This is a genomic window from Nonomuraea sp. NPDC050202 (genome assembly GCF_040656115.1).
Taxonomy (GTDB): Bacteria; Actinomycetota; Actinomycetes; order Streptosporangiales; family Streptosporangiaceae; genus Nonomuraea.
Map to the genome: position 1 here is coordinate 137,734 of NZ_JBFALF010000022.1, position 26,299 is coordinate 164,032.

Sequence of the window (26,299 nt, forward strand, 5' to 3'; positions counted from 1 at the left end):
CACTCGGCGTGCCCCGGCCAGGCGCAGGCAGCCATGGCCGGCACGTGCGCGAGGGCAGGGACGCGGGGCTGCGTCCTCGACTTGTACAGTGATCTCCGGCCGACGGGGGAGGGATCATGCGCGTGCACTATCCGCGGACCCCTCACCTGCCCTGGTCGCCCGGCGCGACCCCCGACGACGTTCGCGCGGGTGACCTGTCCGGGCTGCGCGGGCGCGAGGTCGTGGTCACGGAGAAGCTCGACGGGGAGAACACCACGCTGTACGCGGACGGGCTGCATGCCCGGTCGCTGGACTCGGGTCACCATCCGTCCCGGGCGTGGGTGAAGGGCCTGCAGGGGCGGATCGGCGGGCGGATCCCGGCGGGGTGGCGGGTGTGCGGGGAGAACATGTACGCCCGCCACTCCATCGCGTACCAGGGGCTGGACAGCTGGTTCTACGGGTTCTCGGTGTGGGACGGCGATCGCTGCCTGGACTGGGACCGGACCGTCGCCTTCTTGCGGGGGCTGGGGATCCCCGTCCCGCCGGTGTCGTGGCGTGGCGTCTTCGACGAGCGGGCGCTGCGCGGATTGCGGCTGGACCCGGAGCGGCAGGAAGGGTACGTGGTACGGGCCGCCGAGGGGTTCGGGCGGGAGGAGTTCGCGGGCCGGGTGGCCAAGTGGGTGCGGCGGGAGCACGTGCGGACGGGGACGCACTGGATGCACGCCGCGGTGGTGCCGAACGGGCTGGGGGCGGGGGCGGCGCTGTGGTCGGTGCGGTCCGGGGCCGCACCGGACGCCGGTGCTCTGCTGGCCGCGCTCGACCTCGCCCCGGCCGGCGCGGGTCCCGGCGCGAGCGCCTCCACCGGGGTCGATGCGGAGGCGGCGGTGCACGCGGAGGCGGCGGCTGAGGCGGCGGTGCACGCGGAGGCGGGGGCCGAGGTGGCGGCGCATGCGGCGGCTGAGGTGGCGGCGGCTGAGGTGGCGGCGCGGCTGGACGCGATCGAGCGGTGGGGGGACGCGCGGCTGGCGGGGGTGCTGGCGGCCGTGCTGCATGCCCGGCCGCGGGCCTGGGTGGCGGCGCGGCTGGCGGGCCCGCTGGGCATGGCGTCGGCGCGGCGGGTCGCGGACCTGGTGGGGCTGCACGGTGGATTGCGGCGGCCGTATCCGGACGAACAGCGGCAGACGGGGTTACGGCGGATGGCGTTGGCCGCCGATCTGGGCGTGCTGCATGCCGTCGCGGCGTCCGTCCCGGCGGCCGGGCCCGCCGACGACGCGCGGGAGCAGGCCGAATGGTCGGCGCTGCATGCCGATGAGGCAGGGCTGCTCGGGCCGGAGCCGCTGGGGCCGTTGCGGGCCGGGCTGCGTGAGGCGCTGGCCGGACTCGGCGCGGAGGCGGCCGACCGGTGCTGGGCGGAGGCGCGCGAGGCCTGGGTACGGGGCAGGGTCACCGCGGTCGAGGAGGCCGTGGCGGCGACATGGCGGTGGCGGCCCGGGCGCTTCCCCCGGCTGGTGCACCTGACCGGGCCGTCGGGCAGCGGGAAGAGCACGTTCGCGGCCGGGCTGACGGGGATCGACGCGTACGTGTCACTGGACGACCTGCGCGACGCCCGCGGCTCGCGAGCGGACCAGCGGGCGAACCAGGAGATCCTCGGTGAGGCACTGGACCGGCTCGACGCCGCTCTGGCGGCCGGCGGCACCGTCGTGTGGGACGCCACCTCGCTCAACCAGCACCAGCGTGGCCTGGTCCACAACGTGGCGCGCCGCCGCGACGCGCTGACGACGCACGCGGTCGTACTGGTGGAGGCGGCCGAGCTCCACCGGCGCAACGCCCGCCGCGCCCACCCGGTGCCCGCGCACGTGCTGGCCGCGCAGTCGCGCCGGTTCGTCCCGCCGTATCCCGGTCAGGCCCATCGCACGTGGTACGTCGGGGCGCACGGAACCGTCGACGACGTGGACGGCGCCCTGTACGAGCAGGAGGCGTGATGCGTACCAGCGAGGAGATCTACCACCGGATCCGCTGGGACCCGAGGTTCGACCCGTCCCGGTTCGTCATGGGGGTGGGCCAGCGCGAGGCCGCCCCCGAGCGCGTCGCGCTGCCCGCGTTCGCCCCGGGAGGGGACATCCCCTGGCACCGGGTCCTGTTCGTCGAGGCGGACGGCGAGCTGGTGTGGGACCGTGCCACGGGGCTCGACCGGCTCGACACCTGCGAGGCCGGCCGGGCACGGGACGCGCGCCTGCTGCGCCCACCGTTCTTCACCGCCTCGACCCCGCACGCCTGGGACCCGGCCGGCGGCTGGCGTCCCGCCGCGCCCGCGCCCGCCGCGCCTGCGTCTGCCGCGCCCGCCGCGCACTCGGCTGTGCGCGTCCTGACGTGGAACACGTTGTGGGACCGCTACGACAGCGACCGCATCGACACCGCCCGCCGCCGCCCCCTGCTGCTCGCGGCCCTGGAGGAGGCCGGCGCGGACGTGATCGCGCTGCAGGAGGTCGAGCCCGCGCTGCTGTCGATGCTGCTGGCCGCCCCCTGGGTACGGGACGGCTACACGCTCGGCACCGACCCGTACGGCCCGGACGTGGACGACGGCGGCCTGCTGCTGCTCAGCCGGCTGCCCGTGCGAGAGGCGGCACGGCACGAGCTGAGCCCGCACAAGGCGGTGGCCGCCGTCGTGGTGGACACCGCCACCGGGCCTCTCGTCGTCGCCGTCACCCATCTGACCAGCGATCATTCCACCGACGGCGCCTCCAGGCGGCGGGCCGAGCTGGCCGCGATCGCCGAGGGGCTGGCCGGCGTGGACGGCGACGTGGTCCTGGTGGGCGACTTCAACGACGGCACGGACACCCCCGCGGCGGCACTCGGCCTGCGGGACGCGTGGGCGGAGGCGTACGGGCCCGACCAGACGCCCACCTTCGACCCGGCCGTCAACCCGCTCGCGGCGCTGTCCTCCCGGTCCGGGCGGGCCGCGCGGCTGGACCGGATCCTGCTGCGGGGCAGGCCCCAGGTGGTCTCGGCGGCGCTGCGTGGTGACACGCCGGATCCCGGAGGGCTGTACATCTCCGATCATTACGCGGTGGAGGCGGTCCTCGACCTCACGGGTGACGTCCGGGACCGCGGGGTGCTCGACGTGCCGCCGACGGCGCGGACGGCAGTGGCGTGGCTGCCGCCGGCCGAGCTGTGGCCGACGATCCAGGAGGTGCGCCGGGCGCACGATCCGCAGATCAGCCGGTGGCCCCCGCACGTCAACCTGCTGTTCGGCTTCGTGCCGGAGTCGGAGTTCGAGGCGGCGGCGCCGTTGCTGGCCGCTGCGGCGGCCGAGGTGGGGCCGTTCGCGGCCAGGCTGGAAGGGGTGCGGACGTTCCGTCATCGCGATCACGTGACCGCCTGGCTCGACCCGGCCGCCGGTGATCCGGCCCCGTGGGGGCGCCTGCACGAGGCGTTGCGGCGGCGGTTCCCCCGGTGCGGGGGACGTCCCGAGGGCTACACCCCGCACCTGACCCTCGGGCGCACCGAGGACACCATCCGCCTGGCCGCGATGACGGCGCAGGTGGGGGAGCTGGTCCTGCTGTCGCGCCGGGCCGGCGAGCCCATGCGTCCCCGGGCGCGGATCACGCTGGGCACGGGTGAGCTCCGCTGGCTCCCCGACCCGGCGGCCGACGAGAACGCGGGGCCGGGGCCGGGGCCTGTGGCCGTGACGCGGCGGCTGGAGGAGGCACTGGAGCCCGGGGTGGTGCACGTCGCCGGGTCGCGGCGCATGGGGTGCGAGCTGCCGGACGCGGACCTGGACCTGGTGGCGGTGCTGCCCGGCGAACCGGACCTGGCCGAGGTCGAGGCGCGGGTCCGCGCGGCGCTGCCCGAGGTCTCCAGGCTGCGGCGGGTGGTGGGTGCCCGGGTGCCGGGCCTGCGCCTGCGTACGGGCGGGCTGGACGTGGACCTGACCGTGGTGCCGTCCGGCTCCCTGCCACCGCGGCAGGCCGTGGACCGCCGAGCCGAGCTGGGCCAGGCGGCGGCGACCGCCTTGAGCGCGGTGAGCGACGCGGACGCCGTCCGGGCCGCCGTGGGGGAGGACCACGATGCCTTCGCCCGCCTGGCCAGGCAGGTGAAGCAGTGGGCGCGGGCCCGCGGGCTGGACTCCGCCCCGTTCGGCGGGCTTCCCGGCCTGGCCTGGACGGTCATGGCCGCACGGACCGTGCACGGCGGCGGCGACCCGCTGAGCCGGTTCTTCGGTACGTGGGCCGCGTGGAACTGGCGGGACCCGGTCGGCCTCGCCCCTGGCGGCACTGCCATCGCGGAGCCCGCCCCCGTGGTGGTGCTCACACCCAGCGCCCCCGTGCGCAACTGCGCCCGCCAGGTCACCCCCGGCGGCCTGGAGCTGCTCACCCAGGAGCTGTACCGGGCCTGGGAGCTCGCGGAGGAGGGCCGCTCCGCCGAGCTGGCCGCCCCGCCGCCCCTGCACCGCCGTCACGCCGCCTGGGCGGTGGTGACCGTGCGCTCCGCGGAGCTCGACGCGCTGCTCGGCCGCGTCAGAGGACGGATGCTGGAGCTGATCGGCGCCCTGGAGGAGGCCGGGGCGCCGGACGTGCACGCCTGGCCGCGCCCGTTCGACAGCGGCCCCCGGCAGGCCCGGTACGCCATCGGCCTGGGCCGTACACCGCCGTCGGCCGCCCGGCTCGGCGAGATCGCCGGCCGGTGGGCCGGGGACCTGCCCGGCGTCACGGTCGAACGCGCCGACGGCGGCGCCATGCCCACGCTGCGCTGAGCCCTTCCCCGCACTGTTTGCAGTGTTATAGTCAAAAGCAAACAGTTGGAGGTGGGTCATGTCCCGTTCCACCGATCCCGCCGCGCCGGGCCGCCTGCGCCGCCTGACGCTGGCGGCCGTCCCTCCGCTGCTCGTCCTGCTCGTGCCGACGGTCCTGGTCGGCCTGTACGGAGACCGCCTGCCTGACCGCGCCTACATCGAGAGCTGGGCCACCCACACCAGGTACGCGCCCACCTGGGACGGCTGGCTGTCGGGGCGGCGTCTCTCCCTGGTGCTGTACGAGGCCACCCTCCTCCTGCCGTTCCTGAGCTGCTGGCGCGTGCCCCAGGTGCAGCGCGTGGTCGTGGTCCTGAGCTTCGCCGCCATCGCCTCCCTCACGACCTCCACCGTCCTGGAGCTGACGGCGCTGCTCGACTCCCCGGGTCCGGTGGCCCGCCCGGCGTGGCACCTCGGCACGGAGATCGCCGTGACCGTCGTCGCGGCCGTCCTGGGTTACCGGGCGTCCGGTCCGGTCCCGGGGCCGCCCGAGGTCACGGCCGCGCCGCCGCCGCACGCGCCCGCCATGGCGCTCGGGCCGCACCAGCGGGCCCTGTTCGTGACGTCGGCGTGGTCGGTCCGCCGGCTGGTGTTCGCCGCGGTGCTGGGCGCGCTCGCCGTGCTCAGCGCGGGCAACGGCTCCGGAGCCTGGCAGGGCACGGCGCTGCTGGCGCTGTGGGCGCTGTTCGAGGCGGCGCAGGCGCGTACGAGCCTGCAGATCGACGGCTCCGGCATCACCGTGCGCGCGACGTGGCTGCCCGCCCTGCGGCGGACGGCGCCCTACTCCCGGGTCCGCTTCGCCGAGGCCAGGGACCGGGCCCCGGAAGGGCGATACAAGCTGGACGACAGCTCGACCGGCTGGGGCGTCGTCAACGGCAAGGGGCCGGTCCTCGCGCTGTCCTTGAGCGACGACCGGTGGCTCGTCTACTCCACGCGCGAGGCGCCGACCGCCGCCGCGCTGGTCAACGGCTGGTTGAGCAGGCAACGGCAGGGAGGGGCGGCGTAGTGCTGATCACCATAGATCCGGCGTCGTCCCAGCCTCTGGCCGATCAGGTGGCGGCGTCGGTCCGCGCCGCGCTGGCCGCCGGGACGGCCGCGCCCGGTGACCGGCTGCCCTCGGCCCGCACCGTGGCCGCCACCCTCGGCATCAACCTGCACACCGTCCTGCGCGGCTACCAGCAACTGCGCGACGAGGGGCTGGTCCAGCTGCGCCGCGGCCGGACGGCCGTCATCACCGGCGCGGCCGACCAGTTCCGGCTGCGGCTGGCAGAGGCGGCCGAGGAGTTCGCCAGGGCCGCGCTGCATGCCGGCGCCTCCGAGGAGGAGGCGCTCGCCGCCGCCCGCCAGGCGCTGCTCGCCCTCCGGAAGTGACCCGGCGCGCTGGGCGGGCGCCGCTCGCCCTCGCCGTCGAAAACGCGTTGAAGCCCCCATGACCGGTCCCTACACTTCCCCCGTGCTCAAGCCCCACTACCCGATCATCACCGAGCGCCTGCTCCTGCGCCCCTTCACGCCCGACGACCTCGACGCCGTCAACGCCTACGAATCGCGCCCCGACGTCGCCCGCTACCTCTACTGGAAGCCCCGCGACCGCGACACCAGCGCCACCTTCCTGGACAAGAAGACCACCCGCACCGCGCTCCACGACGAGGGCGACGCCCTCGACCTGGCCGTCACCCTGCGCGACACCGGCGACCTCATCGGCAGTTGCCTGCTCATCTGGACCAGCAGGCAACACCGCCAAGGCGAGCTCGGCTACATCCTGCACCCCGACCACCACGGCCACGGCTACGCCACGGAAGCCTCCCGCGCCATGCTCCGCCTCGGCTTCGCCGACCTCGGCCTGCACCGCATCACCGGCCGCCTCGACGCACTCAACACCGCCTCCGCCCGTGTCCTGGAGAAGCTCGGCATGCGCCGCGAGGCGACCCTCATCGACAACGAGTTCGTCAAGGGCGCCTGGGCCAGCGAAGCGATCTACGCCATTCTCGAAACCGAATGGACCCCCTGACCGGCCCGGCGATCATCTGAGTGACCGTCGCCGAGGTGCGCTCGGAGACGGATCCACCTGTACCGCCGAACCTGTGTGAACCATCACATTGCGCACGAGTCGTGTGCGGCGGCTGTGAGCCGAGTGGTACTCATGATCACACCACTGGCAAAGCGAAAGGATCTTCGTGCGTATACGCAAGCTGGCGACCCTCCTGGCCGGCGCGACCCTGGCCGCCACCACCACGCTGGCGGCGACCGCCACCCCGGCCGGCGCGGCCGGACCCTGCGGCAGCAGCTACTCCCGGATCGGCGTCTACAACATCGGCATCGAGAAGTACGGGTACCGCACGGGCATCCTGGAGGTGTACTACAGCTCCAGCACCGGCAAGAACTGCGCGCTCGTCTACGGCGACGGCCCCTACGCCAACACCACGAGCTGGAAGGGCGTCGTCATCTCACGAGGCGACGGCAGCGGGAAGGACAGCGACGCCGACAACTACAAGTACTACGCGGGCCCGGTGTACGTCTCGGCGCCCGGCCAGTGCATTGACGTAGAGGGAATCTCGCCGTCCTGGACGAGCGTCAAGCTCAACAACGTGCACTGCGGCTGAGCCTCTCGTAACCAGTCGGGGCGCCGCGAAAGAGACTCGTCGGGCGGCACCCCGGCGGCCGGGCCACGGCGCCCCGTCCGTTGTGCGACTCCGGCACCAGCGGCGACTACATTCGGTAACATTTGATTCGTCTCTGTAACCGGGCGGCTGGCGGGGGTCCGATGTCGACGGGTGTGAGCGGCCGGGTGCGTGTCCTCTCGTTGCGGCAGGTGCTCGCCGAGAGCAGCAGAGGCGGCCCGTTCGCCCTGGTCGATCGGCTGGGGCGGCAAGGCCGCGGGGAGATCGTCCAGCTCGGGCTGGGCCCCTTCCGGCCGTTCCTGATCTCCCACCCCGAGCACCTGGCACACGTCCTGCGCGGCAGCGAGGAGAACTACCCGCGCGGCGCGGCGATGTGGAAGGCGCTGGGGCGGCTGACCGGCGACGGCATCGCGGGGCAGGGCCCGCGCTGGCTGGCCAGCCGCGACATCCTGCGCTCGGCGCTGTCGGCCAAGTACCTGCACGAGAACGGGGAGCAGATCGCCGCCTCGGTCGCCGCCGGTGTCGAGGATCTGGACCGGCGGCTGAGCGGCGACCGGCCGGTGGACGCCGGCGTGGAGATGACCCGCATGGTGTACCGGGTGATCAACCCGGCGTTCTTCGGCTCGCGCTTCCCGCAGCAGGACTGCGAGCGGCTGGGAGCGGCGATCGCGGCCGCGCTGAGCTCGCTGGTCTGGCGGATGGCACTGCCCGGCGTCCCGCACGCGGTGCCGCTGCCCGGCGACCGGGCGTTCCGCCGCGCCAACCGTACGGTGGACGACCTGCTGCATCCCGTCATCGGCGCCGCCCGCCGCGGCTCCCGCGACGGCCGTGACCTGATCACGGCGCTGCTGAACGGCACCGGCGCGGACGGCAGGCCCCTGAGCGACGACCACGTCAGCGACGACATCGTGGCGCTGTTCGTGGCCGGCGCCCAGTCCAGCTCGCTGACCCTGCAGTGGCTGTGGGTGGTGCTGAGCGAGCATCCCGAGGTCGCCGCGCGGCTTCGCGAGGAGGCCGACGAGGTGCTGGGGCAGGGCCCGCCCCGGCCCGAGCACGCGCGCCGGCTGGTCTACACGCAGATGGTGCTGTCGGAGGTGATGCGCGTCTACTCGATGGCCTGGGCGGTGGCGCGGGTGGCCGTGGCCGACGACGTCGTCGACGGGGTCGAGATCCCGGCCGGGTCCACCGTGGTGCTCTCTCCCTACCTGACGCATCGGCTGCCTGACATCTGGCAGCGGCCGCTGGAGTTCATGCCCGAGCGGTTCGCCAAGGAACGGGTGCGCGCCCGGCACCCGCTGGCGTACCTGCCGTTCGGCGCGGGCCGGCATCAGTGTGTCGGGCAGGCCTTCGTCATGCACGAGGTGACGCTGATCGTGGCCTGCCTGATGAACCGCTTCGAGGTACGGGCGCTCAACCGGCCACGGCCTCGGCTGGGTATGATGCTGGAGCCGAACCGGCCGGTCGAGCTGAAGCTGACGCCTCGCCGGCCCCGCACCACGGCCTGATCAGCCGGCACGGGCACCGCGGATCCCCGCGCCTCCTCCGTCTCCGGCTCGATCCCGGGGCTCACCCGGCGGCGTACAGCTTGGCGATGCGCGCACCGAGGTCGGCGCCGTAGTTCTCGTGGTAGACCTGGGCGGAGCAGTAGACCGCGCCGCCCTGGCGGGCCAGCGCGGGCGTCCAGACGGCGGCGTTCTCCACGCCGGGATCGGTCATCGCCAGGCCGGTGAGCGCGACGTCGTCCACGCTGACGTCGATGAAGTAGTCGCTGACACCCTTGCGCTCGTACAGGCGCCATTGCAGCGTCGCGCTCGTCGCCCCGGCCAGCCTGGCCGTGAGGTCGACCGTCGCCTTCACCCAGGTGTCCGCCGCGTCGGCGGCGACGTCGCGCTCCCAGACCACCTTGCCGTTGAGCAGGAGCTGCTTGATGTGGTATCCCGCCGGGTCCTTCGGCCCGCGGGCGTCGCGGTGCCAGAAGCTCACCACCCGCTTGGCCGCCCCTGAGGTCAGGGCGGTCTTGCGCGCCGCGCCGCACGACATGCCGGCCCTGGTCGCCGTCTGCTTCTGGACGACGAAGCTCAGCCGCCCGTCGCCCGTGCGGGCCAGGTTGTCGGCCGCGGGGCGCGTCCAGTTCTGGTCGCGGGAGACGAACGGGAGCTTGTACTGCAGGACCCCGGCGAGTTCGCCGCTACGGACGTGCTCGATCCCCTTCCTGGTGACCGCCTCGACGTAGGACACGGTCGGCTTCTGGGCGGCGTGGCTCAGCGGGTAGGCGTAGGGCATCAGGTAGATCCCGGTGCCGGGCAGTCGCGCGGCGAGCTGCCGCACCTGGTACGACAGGCTCCACGACCAGGAGGTGTCCCGGTACGGCTCGTCACGGAAGGGGAAGACCACCCCGTCCACCAGCGGGATCTGCTCGGCGATGAACGCGTCGGTGAACTGGGCGTAGTAGACGGTCGGGACGAACTTCAGCGCGGGGCTGATCGCCCTGGCCGCCGACCGCATCTGCCCGAGGTAGGCGGGGGTGAACGTCTTGAGGTCGTAGGCGTAGTCGTCCACCGTCCAGCCGGTCAGGTTCGGGTGGCTCTTGGCGAGGGTGGCGATCTCGCGGGACCAGGCGACGTAGTCGTGTTTGAACGGCCGGGACACGCAGCAGCCTGCCTGGCTCGGCGAGTACACCAGCACCCAGACGTCGATCCCGGCGGCGGCGGCCGCGGGCAGGAACTCATCCCGCAGGTCGGTCCAGTGCACGTTGTCACCGGCCATCGGATAGACGTAGGTGTTCGCGTTGAGTGCCTTGAGCCCCGCGATGATCGCCTTGGTGTCCACGTGCCTGATCCCATCGGCGCGCGGCTGCTCTTCACGCATGAGGTTGCCCGCCGTGCCCAGCGCCCCCGGACCCACGGCGTGAGACACGCCGGGGATCATCGACAGCAGCACGGCGAAGACGGTCACGAGCGCGAGACGGATCACGAGAGTTCCTTCGGGCGAGATCAGGTGAGGGGCCCGTCAGCGTAGCGAGCTCCGGTATGTCGCCGGTATGCGGAACCGCCAGCCCGGCGGGGGAAGACGTCCGATGCGCGGCGGGTCAGGCGCGCGAGCCCAGATGTTGCTGGATGGCGGCCATGACGGCCTGAGGTGAGGCCGTGCGGGTGAAGGTGGCGACGATCACCTGGTCGCTCTCCCGAGGTTGTTCGAGGTGGCGGAAGGTGGCGATGACGTAGCCGAGGGCGTGGTCGAGCGGCTCGCTCGGGTCGTAGGTGCCGCCGGCGCGCAGCCAGCCGCGCAGCACCTGGTTGTGCGCGGCCACCACGGAGGCCGCCATGAGCTCGGCCCGCAGGCCGGCGTCGGGGGAGTCGCCCAGCCACGCGCCGACGAACTCGCGGAACAGCCGCTGGTAGCGGGCCACGCTGGCGATCTCGCGATCGCGCAGCGCGGGCACTTGGCGCACCAGGCGGTAGCGGCGCAGCGAGACCTCGGCGTCCTCGACGTAGTGGGCGAGCACGATCCGGACGGCGTCGGTGATGGCCACGATCGCCGTGCCGGCGGTGGAGGCCCGCAGCCGTGCGCCGATCCTGTCGAGCAGCGCGTCGTGGTCGGGAAAGATCGCGTCTTCCTTCGAGCGGTAGTAGCGGAAGAACGTGCTGCGGCTGACGCCTGCCCGGGCGGCGATGTCGTCGACGGTGGTCTCGTCGTAGCCGTGCTCGTCGAACAGCGTCACGGCGGCTTCGGCGAGGCGGTGTTTGATGGGCGGTTTCGGCACAGGGCCATTCTCCCGGGGATCGGGGATGTTCAACCCCTTCGAAACTGAGTACCGTAATCGTGAAACTCAGTCTTATCGGTGGTGGTGGATGGCGACGCAAGGCACCGCGGGCAGTCTGGCCCGCCTGAAGGAGCGCCTGGACGAGGCGGTCCACGTCGGCGAGGCCCGCGCGGCGGCCAAGCAGCACGCCAGGGGTAGGCTGACCGCCCGCGAGCGCATCGAGCGGCTGCTGGACGACGGCTCGTTCGTCGAGCTGGACGCCCTGGCGAAGGGCTCACTCGGCCACGGCGACGGCGTGGTGACCGGGTACGGGACGGTGGACGGCCGCCAGGTGTGCGTGTTCTCGCAGGACTTCACGGTCGCGGGCGGGTCGCTGGGCGAGGTGTACGGGCAGAAGATCTGCAAGGTCATGGACCTGGCGATGCGCAACGGCTGCCCGATCATCGGCATCAACGAGGGGGCCGGGGCGCGCATCCAGGAGGGGGTGGTCTCGCTGGGCCTGTACGGCGAGATCTTCCGCCGCAACATCCGCGCCTCCGGGGTGATCCCGCAGATCTCGCTCATCATGGGCGCGTGCGCGGGCGGCCACGTCTACTCGCCGGCGCTGACCGACTTCACGATCATGGTGGACGAGCGGTCGCACATGTTCGTCACGGGCCCGGACGTGATCAAGACGGTCACGGGGGAGGACGTGACGTTCGAGGACCTGGGCGGCGGACGGGTGCACAACAGCCGCAGCGGCGTGGCCCACTACCTGGCCTCCGACGAGGACGACGCCCTCGACTACGCGCGGGCGCTGCTGGCGTACCTGCCGGACAACAACCTCGACGAGCCGCCGTACCCGCACGTCGAAGCGGACCTGTCGGACGATCCGGCCCTGGACGCGCTCGTCCCGGACTCGCCGAACCAGCCCTACGACATGCACGAGGTCATCGGCGCGCTGCTGGACGACGGCGAGTTCCTGGAGGTGCAGGAGCTGTTCGCGCCCAACATCGTGGTCGGCTTCGGCCGGATCGAGGGCCGGCCGGTCGGGGTGGTGGCCAACCAGCCGATGCGGCTGGCGGGCACGCTCGACATCGACGCCTCGGAGAAGGCCGCCCGGTTCGTGCGCACCTGCGACGCCTTCAGCATCCCGGTGCTCACCCTCGTGGACGTGCCCGGATTCCTGCCCGGCACGGATCAGGAGTGGAACGGCATCATCCGGCGCGGCGCGAAACTCCTGTACGCCTACGGCGAGGCCACCGTGCCGCTGGTCACCGTCATCACGCGCAAGGCGTACGGGGGCGCGTACGACGTGATGGGCTCCAAGCACCTGGGCGCGGACGTCAACCTGGCCTGGTCCACGGCGCAGATCGCCGTCATGGGCGCGCAGGGCGCGGTGAACATTCTGCACCGCAAGCGCCTGGCCGCCGCAGAGGACCCCGACGCGCTGCGCGCGGAGCTGATCGCCGAGTACGAGGACACCCTGGCCACCCCCTACCTGGCGGCCGAGCGCGGCTACGTGGACAAGGTGATCCGGCCCGGCGAGACCCGCCGCGAGGTCACCCGGGCGCTGCGCCTGCTGCGCGGCAAGCGCGACTCCCTGCCGCCCAAGAAGCACGGGAACATCCCGCTGTGAAGATCACCAAAGGCTCGCCGACGTCCGGAGAACTGGCCGCCCTCGTCGTAGCCCTGCACGCCGCGCGGCAGTCACCCGCCCCGGCACCCGCCCCGGCACCCGCATGGGCGCCCGTGACGCGCCGCCCCCGCCGCTCGTTGCGGCGCCCCGTCCTGCCCGGCCCCGGCGGCTGGCGGGAATCGAGATGGACCATGGGAGGACACCCGTGAGCCTGCGCAAGGTGCTCGTCGCCAACCGCGGCGAGATCGCCGTCCGCGTCATCCGGGCCTGCCGGGACGCCGGGATCGCCTGCGTGGCGGTCTACGCCGAGCCCGACCGCGACGCGCTGCACGCCCGGCTGGCCGACGAGGCGTACGCGCTGGGCGGGCAGTCGCCCGCCGACACCTATCTCGACATCGCCAAACTGCTGGACGTGGCCGCCCGCTCCGGAGCCGACTCCGTCCACCCCGGCTACGGCTTCCTCGCCGAGAACGCCGACTTCGCCCAGGCCGTCATCGACGCCGGACTGACCTGGATCGGCCCGCCCCCTCCGGCGATCACCGCGCTCGGCGACAAGGTCCAGGCCCGCCACATCGCCCAGAAGGTCGGCGCGCCCCTCGTCGCCGGCACCCCCGATCCGGTGGCGGACGTCGCCGAGGTGACGGCGTTCGCGCGGCAGCACGGGCTGCCGATCGCGATCAAGGCCGCGTTCGGGGGCGGCGGGCGCGGCCTCAAGGTGGCCCGCAGCCTGGAGGAGATCCCCGACCTGTACGACAGCGCCGTCCGCGAGGCGGTGGCGGCCTTCGGCCGGGGCGAGTGCTTCGTCGAGCGCTACCTCGACCGGCCCCGCCACGTCGAGACCCAGTGCCTGGCCGACGCCCACGGCAACGTCGTCGTCGTCTCCACCCGCGACTGCTCGCTCCAGCGCCGCCACCAGAAGCTGGTCGAGGAGGCCCCAGCCCCGTTCCTCACTCCGGACCAGGAGGCGCTGCTGCGCGAGTCGTCCAAGGCGATCCTGCGCGAGGCCGGCTACGTCGGCGCGGGCACGTGCGAGTTCCTGGTCGGGCAGGACGGCACCGTCTCGTTCCTGGAGGTCAACACCCGGCTGCAGGTCGAGCACCCGGTCACCGAGGAGGTCACCGGCATCGACCTGGTCCGCGAGATGTTCCGCATTGCAGACGGCGAACCTCTCGGCTACGACGACCCGCCCTCGCGCGGCCACTCCATCGAGTTCCGCGTCAACGCCGAGGACCCCGGCCGCGGCTTCCTGCCCGCGCCCGGCACCATCACCCGCTGGCGCGCCCCCTCCGGCCCCGGCGTCCGCCTCGACGCCGGATACGAGCAGGGCGAGACCGTGCCCGCCGCCTACGACTCCCTGATCGCCAAGCTGATCGTCACCGGCGCCACCCGGGAACAGGCGTTGCAGCGCGCCCGCCGCGCCCTGGCCGAGTTCGAGATCGACGGCATGCCCACCGTCCTGCCCTTCCACCAGGCGGTCGTGACGGACCCGGCGTTCGTCGACTTCGCCGTGCACACCCGGTGGATCGAGACCGAGTTCGACAACCGGCTCGCCCCCTACGCCGGCCCGGTCGCCACCGGTGAGCCGGGGGAGCTTGAGCGCGTCACCGTCGAGGTGGCGGGCAAGCGCCTGGAGGTCGTCCTGCCCGCCGGGCTCGGCGCCGCGCGTCCCGCCGCCTCCAGGGCCGTTCCGCGGCGCCGCCGCGCCGCGCAGGCGGCACCCGCCGGAGACGCCCTGGTCAGCCCGATGCAGGGCACCATCGTCAAGCTGGTGGCCGCCGACGGTGACAGCGTGCGCGCCGGGGACACGGTCGTCGTGCTGGAGGCCATGAAGATGGAGCAGCCGCTCACCGCGCACCAGGACGGCACCGTGGTCGGCATGTCGGCCGAGGTCGGGGCCACGGTGGCCGCCGGCGCGGTGATCTGCGAGATCAAGGCCCCGTCATGACCGCCTCCACCCGGCTGCGACGCGGCCTCGTGCGATCGGCCGGTGGCGGCCTGTCGCCTCCGCTTCGAACAATCTACGGGACATCAATTCGGCAAGACACACGGTCACCACGGGTGTCTTGGCCATGCCGATCTACGCTTCTCGCATGGCATTTCTTATTCCGGAGATCAAGGTCGGACTGGCTGAGCTCGGCGGCGAGTCTGCCGCCTGGTGCTCGAGATGCGGCAAGCGTGCAACGCTGTACTACGTCGATCCGGCGACCGGAACCTCCACCTACGTGTGCTCGGCCGATGCCGGGCCGGAGGTGGAGGCGATGCTTCTGCGGTCCGCGGATTAGATGACATCAGGCCGTTGGCGCTCGCAAACCGCGGCGGGACGCCGGACCGCGCGGGCGGCCCCTAACGGGGTGCCAGGATCCGCAGCTGCAGCATCGCCGCGAAGCGCTGCTCCGGGTCCTCCAGGTCGATCTCGCCCACCTCGGCGACCCGCCTGAGCCGGTAGCGCAGCGTGTTGGGGTGGATGAAGAGCGCGGCGGCCGCCTTGCCCACGTCGCCGAGCGCGTCCAGCCAGGCCTCCAGCGACTGGACAAGGCCGGCGTTGTTGCGCTCGTCGTACTCCATCAGGCGGGCGATCGCGCCGACCGGCCGCTCGCCGCGCGCCGCCGCGAGGTCCCGCAGCTCCAGGACCAGGGCGAGCGTCTGGACGTCGTCGAGCCGGGCCACCCGCAGAGCGGTGTGGCCCTCCCGCATCACCCGGAGCACCCGGTCGGCCTGCGCCTTCCCGTGGACGATGCCGCTGATGTCCGGCCCCGCCGGGGCGACCGCGACGATCGCGGGAAGGCTGCCGCCGACCCGGTCCACGAAGTCGGAGGCCAGGCGCACGGCCCGCTGTTCCGGGTTGCCGGTCGGGACGATCACGGGCAGCAGGCCGTAGACCGTGCCGCCGACGGCCGCCACGGCGGCGGACGGCACCGCCGCCGACAGGTGGACCGACAGGGCGTCCGCGAGCCGTTCGAGTTCGGCGGCCCTGCCGTGGTCGGCGCGGGCGTGATCGGCCCAGGCGTGGTCGTCGCCGGTGAGCAGGGCCGCGCTCACGATGACGAGGGTGCGGCCGGACAGGCCGAGCCGCGCCAGCGCGTCCCGCGCGCCCGCGCCGCCTTCCAGGACCGTCACCATCAGGTCGGCGCGCAGCCGCCGCCGGACGTCGGCGCCGGCGCGGATGCGCAGCAGGTGCAGCGCGACCAGTTTCGAGGCGTCGAGCAGGGCGTTCGTACGCTCGCTGTCGAGGTCGCCGTCCATGGCGGCCCAGATCGAGCCGAGGATCTCGTCGCCGGCGCGGACCGCGATGGCGACGCGCTGCACCGTCATCCCGTCGTAGCCGAGATCCTGCGGCGTGACGACGACCGGCCGCTGGTAGCGGTAGAGGTCGCGGAAGACGCCCAGCTCGGTCAGGCGGGCGGCGTACCGCTCGGGGACCTGCCGGCCGATGACCGTCTCGACGCGGGAGGCGTCCGCCTCGTCCTGGCGGCCGGAGAAGGCGAGCACGCGGGAGTTGCGGTCCTCGATGGTGATGGGGGCGTCGAGCAGCGCGGCCACGGCGTTGGCCACCGCGAAGAGGTCGCCGGACGGGAGCCCGCCGAGCGACTCGTGCTCGTGCTCGCCGATGTCCCCCTCGGCGAGCATCGACCGGATGAGCGCGGTGAGCTGCGCCCACGTGGCGCCCCGGCGCAGGCCGATCAGCGCCACGCCGCTCTTCGCGACCGCCTCCCGCACCTGCGGGGTCAGGGCGACGGGCGCCCGGACGACCAGGCCCACCGCGTCGTGGTCGCCGAGCGTGCCGAGCAGCCGGGGCAGCGTGTCGCCGGACGGGTCGACGCCGATTCCGAGCACCAGCGAGCGCGGCCCGAGCACGGGTTCGTCGAGCGGGTCGTGGATGACGAGTCCGCTGATCTCTTCGCGCTGGTCGACGTCACCGGCGACCAGCTCGAGAAGGGTGGTCCCCAGATCGTCCAAGACCCGGCCGAGGCTGGCACGGGGACGCTGGCTCACGCCCCGCAGTATAGGAGGCCGAGCCGTACGGTCGGATCGTCCGACGATCAGAGGACGAGCCACTTCATGGCGTTCTCCGGATCTGTTCGGGGTCAGGGCGGGCACCGGGGCCGGCGAGCTGGACGAGGTAGCCGAGCTCGCGGTCGAAGTCGACGACGCGGCCACCGGCGGCCATCAGCGGCTCCAGCTCGTCGCGGAGCCGGTGGCGCCAGCCCCGGGCGGCGGCCGCGTCGTGGACGCGGAGCGCCTCGATGTCGGCCGGCGCCGCGACCCGCCTGTTCGACGGGCCGTCCAGCGGCCGTTCGCGGGGCGTTCCCGAGCAGGCGGCGCGGACCCGCGGCGAGAGCAGCTCCCAGCGCACCAGGAGCCGGTCGGTGTCGTCGCCGCCGTTGATCGCGTCGTGCATCGCGCCGTAGAAGTTGGGGAGGTACTCCACCGGCAGCGCGCCCAGCTTGACGATGTTGAAGTAGGCGTTGCGGCTGACCAGCGGGTCGAAGGTCCACTCGACCGCGACGATGCCGCGGGCGAGCGCCCACGCGCGCTGGTGGAGCTTGAGCGCCATCCCGGTGCCGCGGCCGGCCAGCCCCGGCGCCACCCCGGCGATGTGGCTGTGCAGGGTGCGGGCCGCAGGCTCCTCGTGGAAGCCGATGCAGACCCCGATCAGCCGGCCGCCGTCGTAGGCGCCGGCGACGTAGTTGCCGGCCTTCGTCAGCGCCCGCAGGAACTCCACCGTGATCAGGGGGTTGTCGGGACGGCCCCAGATCTCGACGAGCAGGGCGATCACGGCGTGGGCCTCGTCGAGGTCCCGGAGCTCCCGGACCGCCACGCCCGCCTCCGCGGCCCATCGCGCCGCGTCCCGCGCCGCCAGGCCGACGGCGGAAGCCTCGACGCCCAGGCTCCGCCCGCCGGAAGTCTCGATGCTCATGCCTGCTCCTCCAGGAGTTCGGCGATCGGCTCGCGCAGCGGCACCGTGCGGCCGGGCGGCCGGCCGGCGAGCAGCGGCCGGAGGCCGAGGGAGCCACGCGAGGTGACCGGCACGGTCAGCCGAGCTTCTTGGGGGTCGCGCGGGCGCCGTAGTGGACGTACTCCTCGCCGGTGGGCAGCGAGTAGAACGTCACCGGAGCCCACGACTCCATGCCCTCGGGCCGGACGGCGTACATGCCCGGCGAGACCGGGACCAGCTCGTACGTCTCCACCTGCTCACCCTCGAGCTCGGCCAGGGGCCCCATCAGCGTGGTGCGCAGGATCGGCTTGCCGTCCTCCTCGAACACCTCCATGCGCACCGACTCGCGCTCGTACGTGCCCGCGTACGGCGCCAGGTCCGCCGTCACCGGCTCGGCCGGCGGCTCGAACGGCGCTGGCAGCTTCACCCCGGTGAGCTCGCTGAAGATCTCGTCGTAGAGGCCGGCGTAGAGATCGCGGGTGCCGCCGCCGTTGGTGGCGAGCGCGACCGCGACGCCGGCCTCCGGCAGGACGCGCAGGAACGCCGCCTGGCCGATGGTGTTGCCGTCGTGGCCGTAGGCCCGGTGGCCGTTCCAGTCGCAGCGGAACCAGCCGAGGCCCCACGAGTCGCCGAGCAGGTGCTTCTCGGGGCAGTCGGTCTGGTACGCCGACATCGCCGCGGTGCTCTCCTCGCTCAGCACGCGCGTGCCGTCGGCGGCGAGCCCGCCGGTCAGGTGCATCCGGGCGAAGGCCAGCACGTCGGCGACGGTCGAGGTGATCAGGCCGGCCGGGCCGACCGAGCGCGGCAGGCCCCACACCGGCGCGACCACGGGCTCCTCGCCCCCCTTGACGTGGCCCATCGCGTGCGCGAAGACCATCGCCTCCTCCGGCAGGGTCGTGGTGCGGGTCAGGCCGAGCGGGGCGAACAGCTTCTCCTTGATCGCCTGGTCCCAGGTCTTGCCGGTGGCGACCTCGATGATCCGGCCGAGCAGCGAGTATCCCGCGTTGCAGTAGGACCAGGTGGCGCCGATCGGGTGGTTCTGCGCGGTGTCGGCCAGCAGTGCGACGTACTTCTCCAGCGCGTCGTCGCCCCGGCCGGTATCGGTGAACAGGTCGCCGTCGATGCCGCTGGTGTGGGTGAGCAGGTGCCAGACGGTCACGGCCGCGGTGGTCCCCGGGTCGCGCAGCTCGAACGCGGGGACGATCTCCGCCACGGGGGTGTCGAGGGCGAACCGGCCCTCGTCCACGAGCTGCATGATCACGGTCGCGGTCCACACCTTGGAGATCGAGCCGATCTGCCAGACCGAGTCGGTGCCGGCCAGCTGGCCGGTGCCGGCGTGCAGCACGCCCGTCGCGGCGGTGACGAGCTCGTCGCCGCCGGCGCCGAGCCGGAGTATCCCCAGCTGGGCGCCGGGGACGCCGTGCTTGCTCGCCAGCTCGTCAAGGCGGCTCTGCCAGTGGGCCTGGTCGATGGCCATGGTCATGTCTGCTCCTTCGAGATCGGGATGAGAGGCGTCGCGCCTGGGTCCCCGGGTGTCCGGCGCGCCGCTCCGGGGAGTGCGGCGAGGAGATGGCGGGTGTAGTCGTGCCGGGGCGTGCCGAGCACCTGCGCGGTGGGGCCGTGCTCGACGATCTCTCCGTTGTGCATCACGGCCACGCGGTCGGCGACGTACCGGACGACCGCCAGGTTGTGGGAGATGAACAGCATGGACAGGCCCAGGTCGCGCCGCATGTCGCGGACGAGGTTGAGCACCGCGCCCTGGACGGAGACGTCGAGCGCCGAAGTGATCTCGTCGGCGAGGATCACCTCGGGCCGGGCGGCGAGCGCCCTGGCCAGCGCGACTCGCTGGCGCTGTCCGCCGGAGAGCCGCCCGGGCAGGTCGCCGGCCCGGGCCGCGTCCAGGTGGACCAGCGTGAGGAGGCGCGCGATCTCCGCCTGGCGGGCCTGCCTGCCCAGGCGTCCGGGCATGGCCTCCGCGATGCTCTCGCCGACGGTCATGCGGGGGTCGAGCGAGGAGTACGGGTCCTGGAAGACCATCTGCACCGGACGCACGCGGCCCCGGCTCGGCACCGGGCGGCCGTCCAGCAGGATCCGGCCGCCGGTCACGGGCGCCAGGCCGACGGCCGCCCGCGCCATGGTCGACTTCCCGGAGCCGGACTCGCCGACGAGGCCCACGATCTCGCCGTCGCCGACCTCCAGGCTGACGTCCTTCAGCACGGTGTGCGAGCCGTACCGTACGCGGACGTCGTGGAAGCCGAGCACGCTCACGCGGTCACCTCCTCGGTGCGGGCGGGAAAGGGCTGCCCGGCCTTGTGGCACGCCACCCGGTTGCCCGCCGTGTCGGCCTCCAGCACGGGCTCGACCGACCTGCAGCGGTCGTCGGCGAGCGGGCAGCGGGCCGCGAAGGCGCAGCCGGCCGGCACGTGCGCCGGATCGGCCGGCAGCCCGGGGATGACGGCGAGCGGCCTGGTCAGGTCGGTCTCCATGTCCGGCACGGCCGCGACGAGCGCCCGCGTGTACGGGTGCCGGGCCAGCGTCCGCAGGCCCCGCGCGGGCAGCTCCTCGACGATGCGGCCGGCGTACATGACGAGGACGCGGTCGCACACGTCGGTCACGACCGAGACGTCGTGGCTGATGAGCAGGAGGGCGGCGCCGGTGTCGCGGCGCACCTCGGCGAGCAGGCCGAGGACCTGCTGTTGGACCGTGACGTCGAGCGCGGTGGTCGGCTCGTCGGCGATGATGAGCCGCGGCGTCCCCATGAGACCCATGCCGATCATGGCCCGCTGGCGCATGCCTCCGGAGAACTCGAAGGGGTGCTGCCTGGCGCGCCGCTCGGGCTCGCGGATCCTGACCGCGCGGAGGCGGTCGACCGCGCGGGCGAAGGCCGCCTTGCGGCTCAGCCCCTGGTGGAAGCGGCTCACCTCGGCCAGTTGCGGCCCGACCCGGTGCACCGGGTTGAAGGACGTCATCGGGTCCTGGAACACCACGGCCAGCGACGTGCCGAGGCGCTTGCGCAGGGACGCGGAGTCTCCGGCGGCCAGGAGATCCTCCCCGGCGAAGGCCAGGTGGCCCGCCTCGACGCGGATCGGCTCCTCGAGGAGCCTGGCCACCGCCAGGGCCGTCATCGACTTGCCAGAGCCGGACTCGCCGACGACGCCGACGGCTTCGCCGTCCCGGACGGCGAAGGTGACGCCGCGTACCGCGTGGATGGGGTTGCCCGCGCCGGGGATCGTCACCCGCAGGTCGTCCACCGACAGGATCGTGCCCTCGGCGGGCGCTGTCACGACTGGCGCCGTCACGGCGGGCGCTGTCACGGCGGGTGCGAGGGTCTGGCCGGCGGCGGTCCTGATCCGGCTCCGGCGGGCGGTGCCGGGGACGTCGCCGAGGCCGAAGGCGGCCGCCAGGGCCTCGCCCGTGAGGTTGAACGCCAGCCCGGCGACGATGACGGCGAAGCCGGGCCCGAGCGCGGCGAGGGGGTTGGTGTAGATGCCGTTGAGCCCGTCCTGCATGAGCTTGCCCCAGTCGTAGGACGGGGCCTGGACGCCCAGTCCCAGGAACGAGAGCCCGGCGAACGACAGCAGCACCCCGCCGGCGCTCATCGTCGCGTTGACGATGAGCGGCTCGGCGATGTTCGGCAGCACGTGGCGGCGCAGGATGCGAAGCCGGCTCACGCCCGCGATCCGGGCCGCGGCGATGTAGTCCCGCTCCGAGATTCCGGCGATGAGCGTGTGGCACAGCCGCGCGAACGACGGCGCCCCGGCGAGCCCCACCGCGAACGCCGCGCCGCGCTCGCCGACGCCGAAGACGACGGCGAAGAAGAGCACGAGCAGCAGACCGGGGAAGGCCACCAGCACGTTGACGGCCCACGTGACGAGGCGGCCCAGCCGCGGCCCGGCCAGCATCGGCGCGGCCCCCAGGACGAGGCCCAGCACGATGCTGATCGCCGTCGCGCCGAGCGCCAGCACGATCGAGAGCCGGGTGGCCACGAGCACCCGGGAGAACAGGTCCCGGCCGAGGTTGTCGGTGCCGATCCAGTGCTCGGCCGACGGGCCGGCGAGCAGGTTGCCCGTGTCGACGACCGTCGCCCGGTCGCCCCACAGGAGCGGCCCGAGCGCCGCCACCGACAGGACGATGACCAGCAGGCCGAACCCGGCCAGCCCCACGGGACGGCGCAGGAGGTGTGCCGCTCGCATCTCAGGCGGCTCCGATCGTCGAACGGGGGTCGAGCAGCGCGAGCAGCACGTCGACGAGGGTGTTGATGAGCAGCACCCCGACGCCGTAGACCAGGACGGTGCCCTGCACCAGGGGATAGTCCTTGGCGACGATCGAGGAGACGATCGTGGAACCCAGACCTGGCCAGGCGAAGACGTTCTCCACCAGCACCGTCCCGGCCACGAGGGAGCTCAGCAGCATGCCGCCGAGCGTCAGGCTCGCCGTCACGGCGTTCGGCAGGGCGTGCACGAGCTGCACCCGTACGGGGGTGAGCCGCTTGGCCCGCGCCGTCCGGATGTAGTCGGCCTCCATCACGGTGAGCATCTCGACGCGGACGATGCGCGAGAGCACCGCCGCGGGCCCGATCGCCAGCGCGAGCGTCGGGAGCACGTACGAGCCGATGTCGTCGAGGCCCGCCACCGGGAAGAGCCTGGTCTGCACCGCCAGCAGGTAGACGAGGCCGACGGCGAGCAGGAAGTCGGGGATCGCGCTCAGCACGACGCTCGTCCCCGTGAACGCCAGCTCCGTGCGCCGGCCCTTCCCCCGCCGCGTGATGACCGCCATCACCACGCCCACCGGCACGGCGACGGCCAGCGACAGGACGAACGCGGCCACGGCGAGCTGCACGGTCGCCGGCAGCCGTTGGCCGATCATCTCGCCTACGGGCAGCCTGCTGGTGATCGAGACGCCCAGGTCGCCCTGGAGCAGGCGCCCGAGGAAGCCGGCGTACTGCTGCCAGAGCGGGTCGAGCAGGCCGAGCTCCTCCTTCGTGGCCTGCACCAGGTCCGCGGGGGCGGTCGGCCCGAGCGCGGCCCGCACCGGGTCGCCCGGGACCAGGTGGATCATCAGGAACGAGGCGGTCACCAGGACCCACAAGGCCAGCAGCAGCCGTCTCGTCCGCCGCAGCGCGAAGCGGAACCACGGGTGCGACCACAGCCCGGCCGCCCGGCCGCCGAGGCCGGGCGCGGCCGTCGTCGGGGTCTTCATCGTCAACCGAGCATCCGGATGCTGGTCGGGACGATGCTGCCGACGATGGAGAGCTTCGCGCCCTTGACGAACGTCGGGACCACGTTGTTGGCGAACGGCACCACGTCGGCCGCCTTGTAGAGCGCCTGCTCGGCGGCGAACCAGTCCTTGCAGCCCTCGGCGCCGTTCGCGCGCATCGCCTTGGTGGCGCTGGCGAGGTAGCCGGCGTTGTCGATGGAGGCGAAGTTCGTGCCCTTCGGGGCGGTGGTGCCGGAGACGAACGGCATGACCTGGTCGGGGGTGCTGACGTTGAGCGGCATCCAGACGATGTCCCAGGCGCCGGTGCCGAAGACGGCGCCGGACGCCTCGGTCTGGGTCTGCTGCTTGGCCGCGACCTCGATCCCGGCCGCCTTCCACGCCGCCACCGCCAGCTCGGCGGCGGCCCCTCCGCCGGTGCCGAGCGAGTTCGGGTAGATGAAGGTGAGCGAGAGCTTCTTGCCGTCCTTGACGCGGATGCCGTCCGGGCCCTTCGTCCAGCCGGCGGCGTCGAGGGCGGCTCCGGCGGCGGCGACGTCGAAGGACGGCACGTGGCCGGTCACGGCGTCGCCTGCGCAGCCGAGCGGCTCCAGGGCGGCCAGCTGGGTCGGGGGCGCGCCCTTGCCGGAGGTCAGCGCGACCTGGAGCTGCTTGAGGTCGAGCGCCTGGGTCAGCGCCATGCGCACGGCCGGGTCGGCGGTGGCGTGACCGTCGCCCTGGTTGTACCACTGCTCGCCGATCAGCGCCTGCATGCCCACGGACTCCAGGCCCGCCCCGGCCAGGCGGCCGGCGTCAGGGCCGGTGATCTGGACGGCGTTGATGGTGCCGGCCAGCAGCTCGTTGGCGGACGTGGTCTCATTGGCGACGATCTTGACGACCACCTTGGCCGGCATGCCCGCCTCGGCCGTGCTGGCGCCGCCGGGACCCCATGTGTAACCCTTGCGCAGCTCGTAGGTGTACCGGGTCGACGGGACCGCCTCGGTGAGGACGTACGGGCCGGTGCCGTTCGTGCCGGCCTTGAGGGTGGAGCGGTCCTTCATGCCGGCGTCGCACACCATCGGCAGGTTCGCGAGTGCGGTCAGCACGAACGGGGCCGGCGCGGCGAGCTTGAGGGTGACCGTCGAACCCGAGGCGGAGGCGGTCGTCCCGGCCGGGATGAAGACCCCCAGGAACGGGCTCTTGTTGTCCGGGTTCACCACGTACGTGATGTTGTCGACCACCGTCTGCGCCGTGAACGCCGTGCCGTCGGCACAGGTGACCCCGTCCTTCAGCCGGAGGGTGACCGTGGTGCCGTCGACGGTCCACGACGCGGCCAGCTGCGGCTGGATCGAGCCGTCCTTCGCGACGGCCACCAGGTTGTCGTAGGCGAACCGCGTCAGGCCGAACAGGGCGCTCGTCGCCGACCCCTGCGGGTCGAGGGCGCCCGGGTCCGAGGCCAGGTTGAGCGTGAAGGTCTTGCCGTTGGCGTAGGAGGCGGAGGCGCCCGAGCCGGCGGGGCCGGGCGCCTGGCTGCCACAGGCGGCCAGGCCGACCGAACCGGTCAGTGTCAAGGCGAGCGCCGCGAGGGCCCTCGTGCGGGTGGGGGTCATGCGTGGGTCCTTGTTTCCGGAGGGGGTGAGCGGGAGGTCTCAGGCGCGGGCGACCACACGGCCGTAATGGAGGTACTTCGCCAGGCCCGCGTCGTCGCGGCCGATGAAGGCGAAGACGAGGTGGATGCCGCGGACCGGCTCGAGCGAGATCAGCGAGTCGCCCTCGAAGGCCACGAGCCGGGTGCGCATCGGCTGCTCGCCGATCTCGGCGATGATGTCCTTGGGCACCCGGTCGAGCCAGATCGCGCCGTCGGCGTCCTGGCTGACGGTGATGTCGTAGATCGTGTCGCAGTAGCGGCCCAAGTAGGGGGCCGGGTCGATCGCCCTGGGCTCGGCCGGCGGCACCGGGCGGCCCGGCAGGGTGACGCCGGTGAGCTCCTTGAGCAGGTGCGCCAGCACGTCGGTGAAGATGCCGAAGACGTCGCCGCCGTTGGTCAGCAGCGCGATCGCGACGCCGTGCTCGGGCGCGACCCGGAGGAAGGCCGCCTGGCCGATGGTCCCGCCGTCGTGGCCGATGACGGTGTGCCCGTCGTGCTCCTCGATCTCCCAGCCGAGCCCCCACGCGGTGCCCATGCCGGCGAGCCGGGGCAGTTTCACCTGCGGCTGCCACATGGAGGCCACGGTGCCGGGCCGGAGCACGGCGGAGCCGTCCGGCGCGGTGCCGCCGGCCAGGTGCATGGCGACGAAGGCGAGCAGGTCGCGCGGGGTCATGGCGAGCATCGAGCCGGCCGGGGCGTTGGAGCGGGCGAGCGCCCAGGTCGGCGCCGGAACCGTCGCGCCGTCCTCGCCCGGCACGTGGCCGACGGCGGCCCGGTGCAGGATCGCCTCGTACGGGCTCGGCGCGACGTGCGTGAGCCCGAGCGGCGCGACCAGCCGCTCGGCCAGCACCTCGTCGAACGGCTTGCCGCGCAGCACCTCGACCAGGCGGCCGAGCACCACGAAGCCGGTGTTGTTGTAGGAGAAGACCTCTCCTGGCGCGAAGAGCTGCGGGATGTCGTGGATCGAGGCGAAGTACTTCTCGATCGCGTCCTCGCCCCGGCCGGTGTCGGTGAAGATGTCGCCCTCGAAGCCCGCGACGTGGCACAGCAGCTGCCGGGTGGTGATCGCGGCGGCCGCGGCCTCGTCGCCGACGCGGAACTCCGGCAGGTACGCGCGCAGCGGCGCGTCGAGGTCGACCAGGCCCTCGTCGACCAGCTGCATGACCAGGGCGCTGGTCCACAGCTTGGTGATCGAGCCGATCTGGAAGACCGAGCCGGTGGTCGCCTCGACGCCGGTGGCCCTGCTCAGGACACCGCCGGCGGCGGTGAGCACCTGGCCCTGGGTGAGAACGGCGACCGAGGCGCCCGGTACCCCGCGCTCGGCCACGATCCGTGCGAAGTGTTCGTCAAGCCAGCTCTGCACACTTTCCGGCGACATCATGCCGCTGAGGCTAGAAGGCGACCCCTGTCGCCGTACTCAGCCGATCGGACAACCCGGCCCGGTCGAGGTTGTCCGATCCGACAACAGCCCTCCAGGTCGCGTACGAGGCCCGGCGAGGCTCCGCATTCCGGCCGCGTCCACCCAGCGGGAGACGCTTCGGGGGATGTCCAACCCGGAAATGGTGACAAGATGAGCATCGACCGACATGAGCAGATCGCGCACGACGCCGATTTTCTTCGGCACCCACGGCTTCTGCGTGCGGCGCGGGCTGCTGGGCCGGCCGAGGTCAAGGGCCTGCGCCGGGAGGTGGATGACGCGCTGACCGCGAACCACGCTCTCCGGCCGCCCCGGTTCCCCATGCCACCGACACGAAG

General features: G+C 73.2%; 21 protein-coding genes. 11 read left to right on the forward strand and 10 right to left on the reverse strand.

Annotated features, from left to right (window positions below; translation table 11 throughout):
• Window positions 1–116: 116 nt before the first annotated feature.
• The 7 genes from AB0I79_RS41395 to AB0I79_RS41425 all read left to right on the forward strand — a co-directional run bounded on the left by AB0I79_RS41395 (window position 117) and on the right by AB0I79_RS41425 (window position 8,891).
• The gene (locus AB0I79_RS41395; RefSeq protein ID WP_357885465.1) at window positions 117–1,961 is read left to right on the forward strand and encodes an RNA ligase family protein; all 1,845 of its coding nucleotides are present in this window, start codon (window positions 117–119) and stop codon (window positions 1,959–1,961) included.
• Window positions 1,961–4,732, forward strand: a complete 2,772-nt coding sequence (locus AB0I79_RS41400) for an RNA repair domain-containing protein (protein WP_357885467.1) — start codon at window positions 1,961–1,963, stop codon at window positions 4,730–4,732. Before AB0I79_RS41395 ends, AB0I79_RS41400 begins: the two co-directional genes overlap by 1 nt.
• Before the next feature lie 58 nt (window positions 4,733–4,790).
• A complete protein-coding gene (locus AB0I79_RS41405; protein ID WP_357885469.1) occupies window positions 4,791–5,774 on the forward strand; it encodes a hypothetical protein in 984 nt (327 codons plus the stop codon).
• Window positions 5,774–6,139, forward strand: coding sequence for a GntR family transcriptional regulator (locus AB0I79_RS41410; RefSeq protein ID WP_357885471.1), 366 nt, complete (start codon window positions 5,774–5,776; stop codon window positions 6,137–6,139). Before AB0I79_RS41405 ends, AB0I79_RS41410 begins: the two co-directional genes overlap by 1 nt.
• Window positions 6,140–6,221: 82 nt before the next feature.
• A complete protein-coding gene (locus tag AB0I79_RS41415; protein ID WP_357885473.1) occupies window positions 6,222–6,776 on the forward strand; it encodes a GNAT family N-acetyltransferase in 555 nt (184 codons plus the stop codon).
• Between the two features lie 166 nt (window positions 6,777–6,942).
• Window positions 6,943–7,368, forward strand: coding sequence for a spore-associated protein A (locus AB0I79_RS41420; protein ID WP_357885475.1), 426 nt, complete (start codon window positions 6,943–6,945; stop codon window positions 7,366–7,368).
• 161 nt (window positions 7,369–7,529) lie between these two features.
• A complete protein-coding gene (locus AB0I79_RS41425; protein ID WP_357885477.1) occupies window positions 7,530–8,891 on the forward strand; it encodes a cytochrome P450 in 1,362 nt (453 codons plus the stop codon).
• Window positions 8,892–8,952: 61 nt separating this feature from the next.
• Here the strand turns inward: AB0I79_RS41425 and AB0I79_RS41430 are convergent, their stop codons facing one another.
• The gene (locus tag AB0I79_RS41430; RefSeq protein WP_357885479.1) at window positions 8,953–10,359 is read right to left on the reverse strand and encodes a hypothetical protein; all 1,407 of its coding nucleotides are present in this window, start codon (window positions 10,357–10,359) and stop codon (window positions 8,953–8,955) included.
• Between the two features lie 115 nt (window positions 10,360–10,474).
• Window positions 10,475–11,149, reverse strand: coding sequence for a TetR family transcriptional regulator (locus AB0I79_RS41435; RefSeq protein ID WP_357885481.1), 675 nt, complete (start codon window positions 11,147–11,149; stop codon window positions 10,475–10,477).
• Window positions 11,150–11,237: 88 nt separating this feature from the next.
• Here AB0I79_RS41435 and AB0I79_RS41440 point away from each other — a divergent pair, with 88 nt between their 5' ends.
• From AB0I79_RS41440 to AB0I79_RS41455, 4 genes are all read left to right on the forward strand, one after another.
• On the forward strand, window positions 11,238–12,767 hold the full coding sequence (locus AB0I79_RS41440) for an acyl-CoA carboxylase subunit beta (protein ID WP_357885483.1): 1,530 nt from the start codon (window positions 11,238–11,240) through the stop codon (window positions 12,765–12,767).
• A complete protein-coding gene (locus tag AB0I79_RS41445) occupies window positions 12,764–12,976 on the forward strand; it encodes an acyl-CoA carboxylase epsilon subunit (protein WP_357885485.1) in 213 nt (70 codons plus the stop codon). The genes AB0I79_RS41440 and AB0I79_RS41445 overlap by 4 nt, the downstream gene beginning before the upstream one ends.
• Before the next feature lie 2 nt (window positions 12,977–12,978).
• Window positions 12,979–14,712, forward strand: a complete 1,734-nt coding sequence (locus tag AB0I79_RS41450; RefSeq protein WP_357885571.1) for a biotin carboxylase N-terminal domain-containing protein — start codon at window positions 12,979–12,981, stop codon at window positions 14,710–14,712.
• A gap of 124 nt (window positions 14,713–14,836) precedes the next feature.
• The gene (locus AB0I79_RS41455) at window positions 14,837–15,049 is read left to right on the forward strand and encodes a hypothetical protein (RefSeq protein ID WP_357885487.1); all 213 of its coding nucleotides are present in this window, start codon (window positions 14,837–14,839) and stop codon (window positions 15,047–15,049) included.
• 61 nt (window positions 15,050–15,110) lie between these two features.
• On the opposite strand, the gene AB0I79_RS41460 is transcribed toward AB0I79_RS41455, so the two are convergent.
• From AB0I79_RS41460 to AB0I79_RS41495, 8 genes are all read right to left on the reverse strand, one after another.
• A complete protein-coding gene (locus tag AB0I79_RS41460; protein ID WP_357885489.1) occupies window positions 15,111–16,760 on the reverse strand; it encodes a helix-turn-helix domain-containing protein in 1,650 nt (549 codons plus the stop codon).
• Between the two features lie 64 nt (window positions 16,761–16,824).
• Entirely contained in the window at window positions 16,825–17,685 is an 861-nt protein-coding gene (locus AB0I79_RS41465; protein ID WP_357885491.1) for a GNAT family N-acetyltransferase, read from the reverse strand.
• Between the two features lie 115 nt (window positions 17,686–17,800).
• The gene (locus AB0I79_RS41470) at window positions 17,801–19,186 is read right to left on the reverse strand and encodes a serine hydrolase domain-containing protein (RefSeq protein ID WP_357885493.1); all 1,386 of its coding nucleotides are present in this window, start codon (window positions 19,184–19,186) and stop codon (window positions 17,801–17,803) included.
• Window positions 19,183–19,971: an ABC transporter ATP-binding protein gene (locus AB0I79_RS41475; RefSeq protein ID WP_357885495.1), complete on the reverse strand. Its 789-nt coding sequence runs from the start codon at window positions 19,969–19,971 to the stop codon at window positions 19,183–19,185. Before AB0I79_RS41475 ends, AB0I79_RS41470 begins: the two co-directional genes overlap by 4 nt.
• The gene (locus tag AB0I79_RS41480; RefSeq protein ID WP_357885497.1) at window positions 19,968–21,896 is read right to left on the reverse strand and encodes a dipeptide/oligopeptide/nickel ABC transporter permease/ATP-binding protein; all 1,929 of its coding nucleotides are present in this window, start codon (window positions 21,894–21,896) and stop codon (window positions 19,968–19,970) included. Before AB0I79_RS41480 ends, AB0I79_RS41475 begins: the two co-directional genes overlap by 4 nt.
• A 1-nt stretch (window position 21,897) precedes the next feature.
• Entirely contained in the window at window positions 21,898–22,902 is a 1,005-nt protein-coding gene (locus tag AB0I79_RS41485; protein ID WP_357885499.1) for an ABC transporter permease, read from the reverse strand.
• Window positions 22,903–22,904: 2 nt separating this feature from the next.
• The gene (locus AB0I79_RS41490; RefSeq protein ID WP_357885501.1) at window positions 22,905–24,506 is read right to left on the reverse strand and encodes an ABC transporter substrate-binding protein; all 1,602 of its coding nucleotides are present in this window, start codon (window positions 24,504–24,506) and stop codon (window positions 22,905–22,907) included.
• Window positions 24,507–24,545: 39 nt separating this feature from the next.
• Window positions 24,546–25,925 (reverse strand): serine hydrolase domain-containing protein, encoded by a 1,380-nt coding sequence (locus tag AB0I79_RS41495; protein WP_357885503.1) that lies wholly within the window; start codon window positions 25,923–25,925, stop codon window positions 24,546–24,548.
• Window positions 25,926–26,299 lie beyond the last annotated feature (374 nt).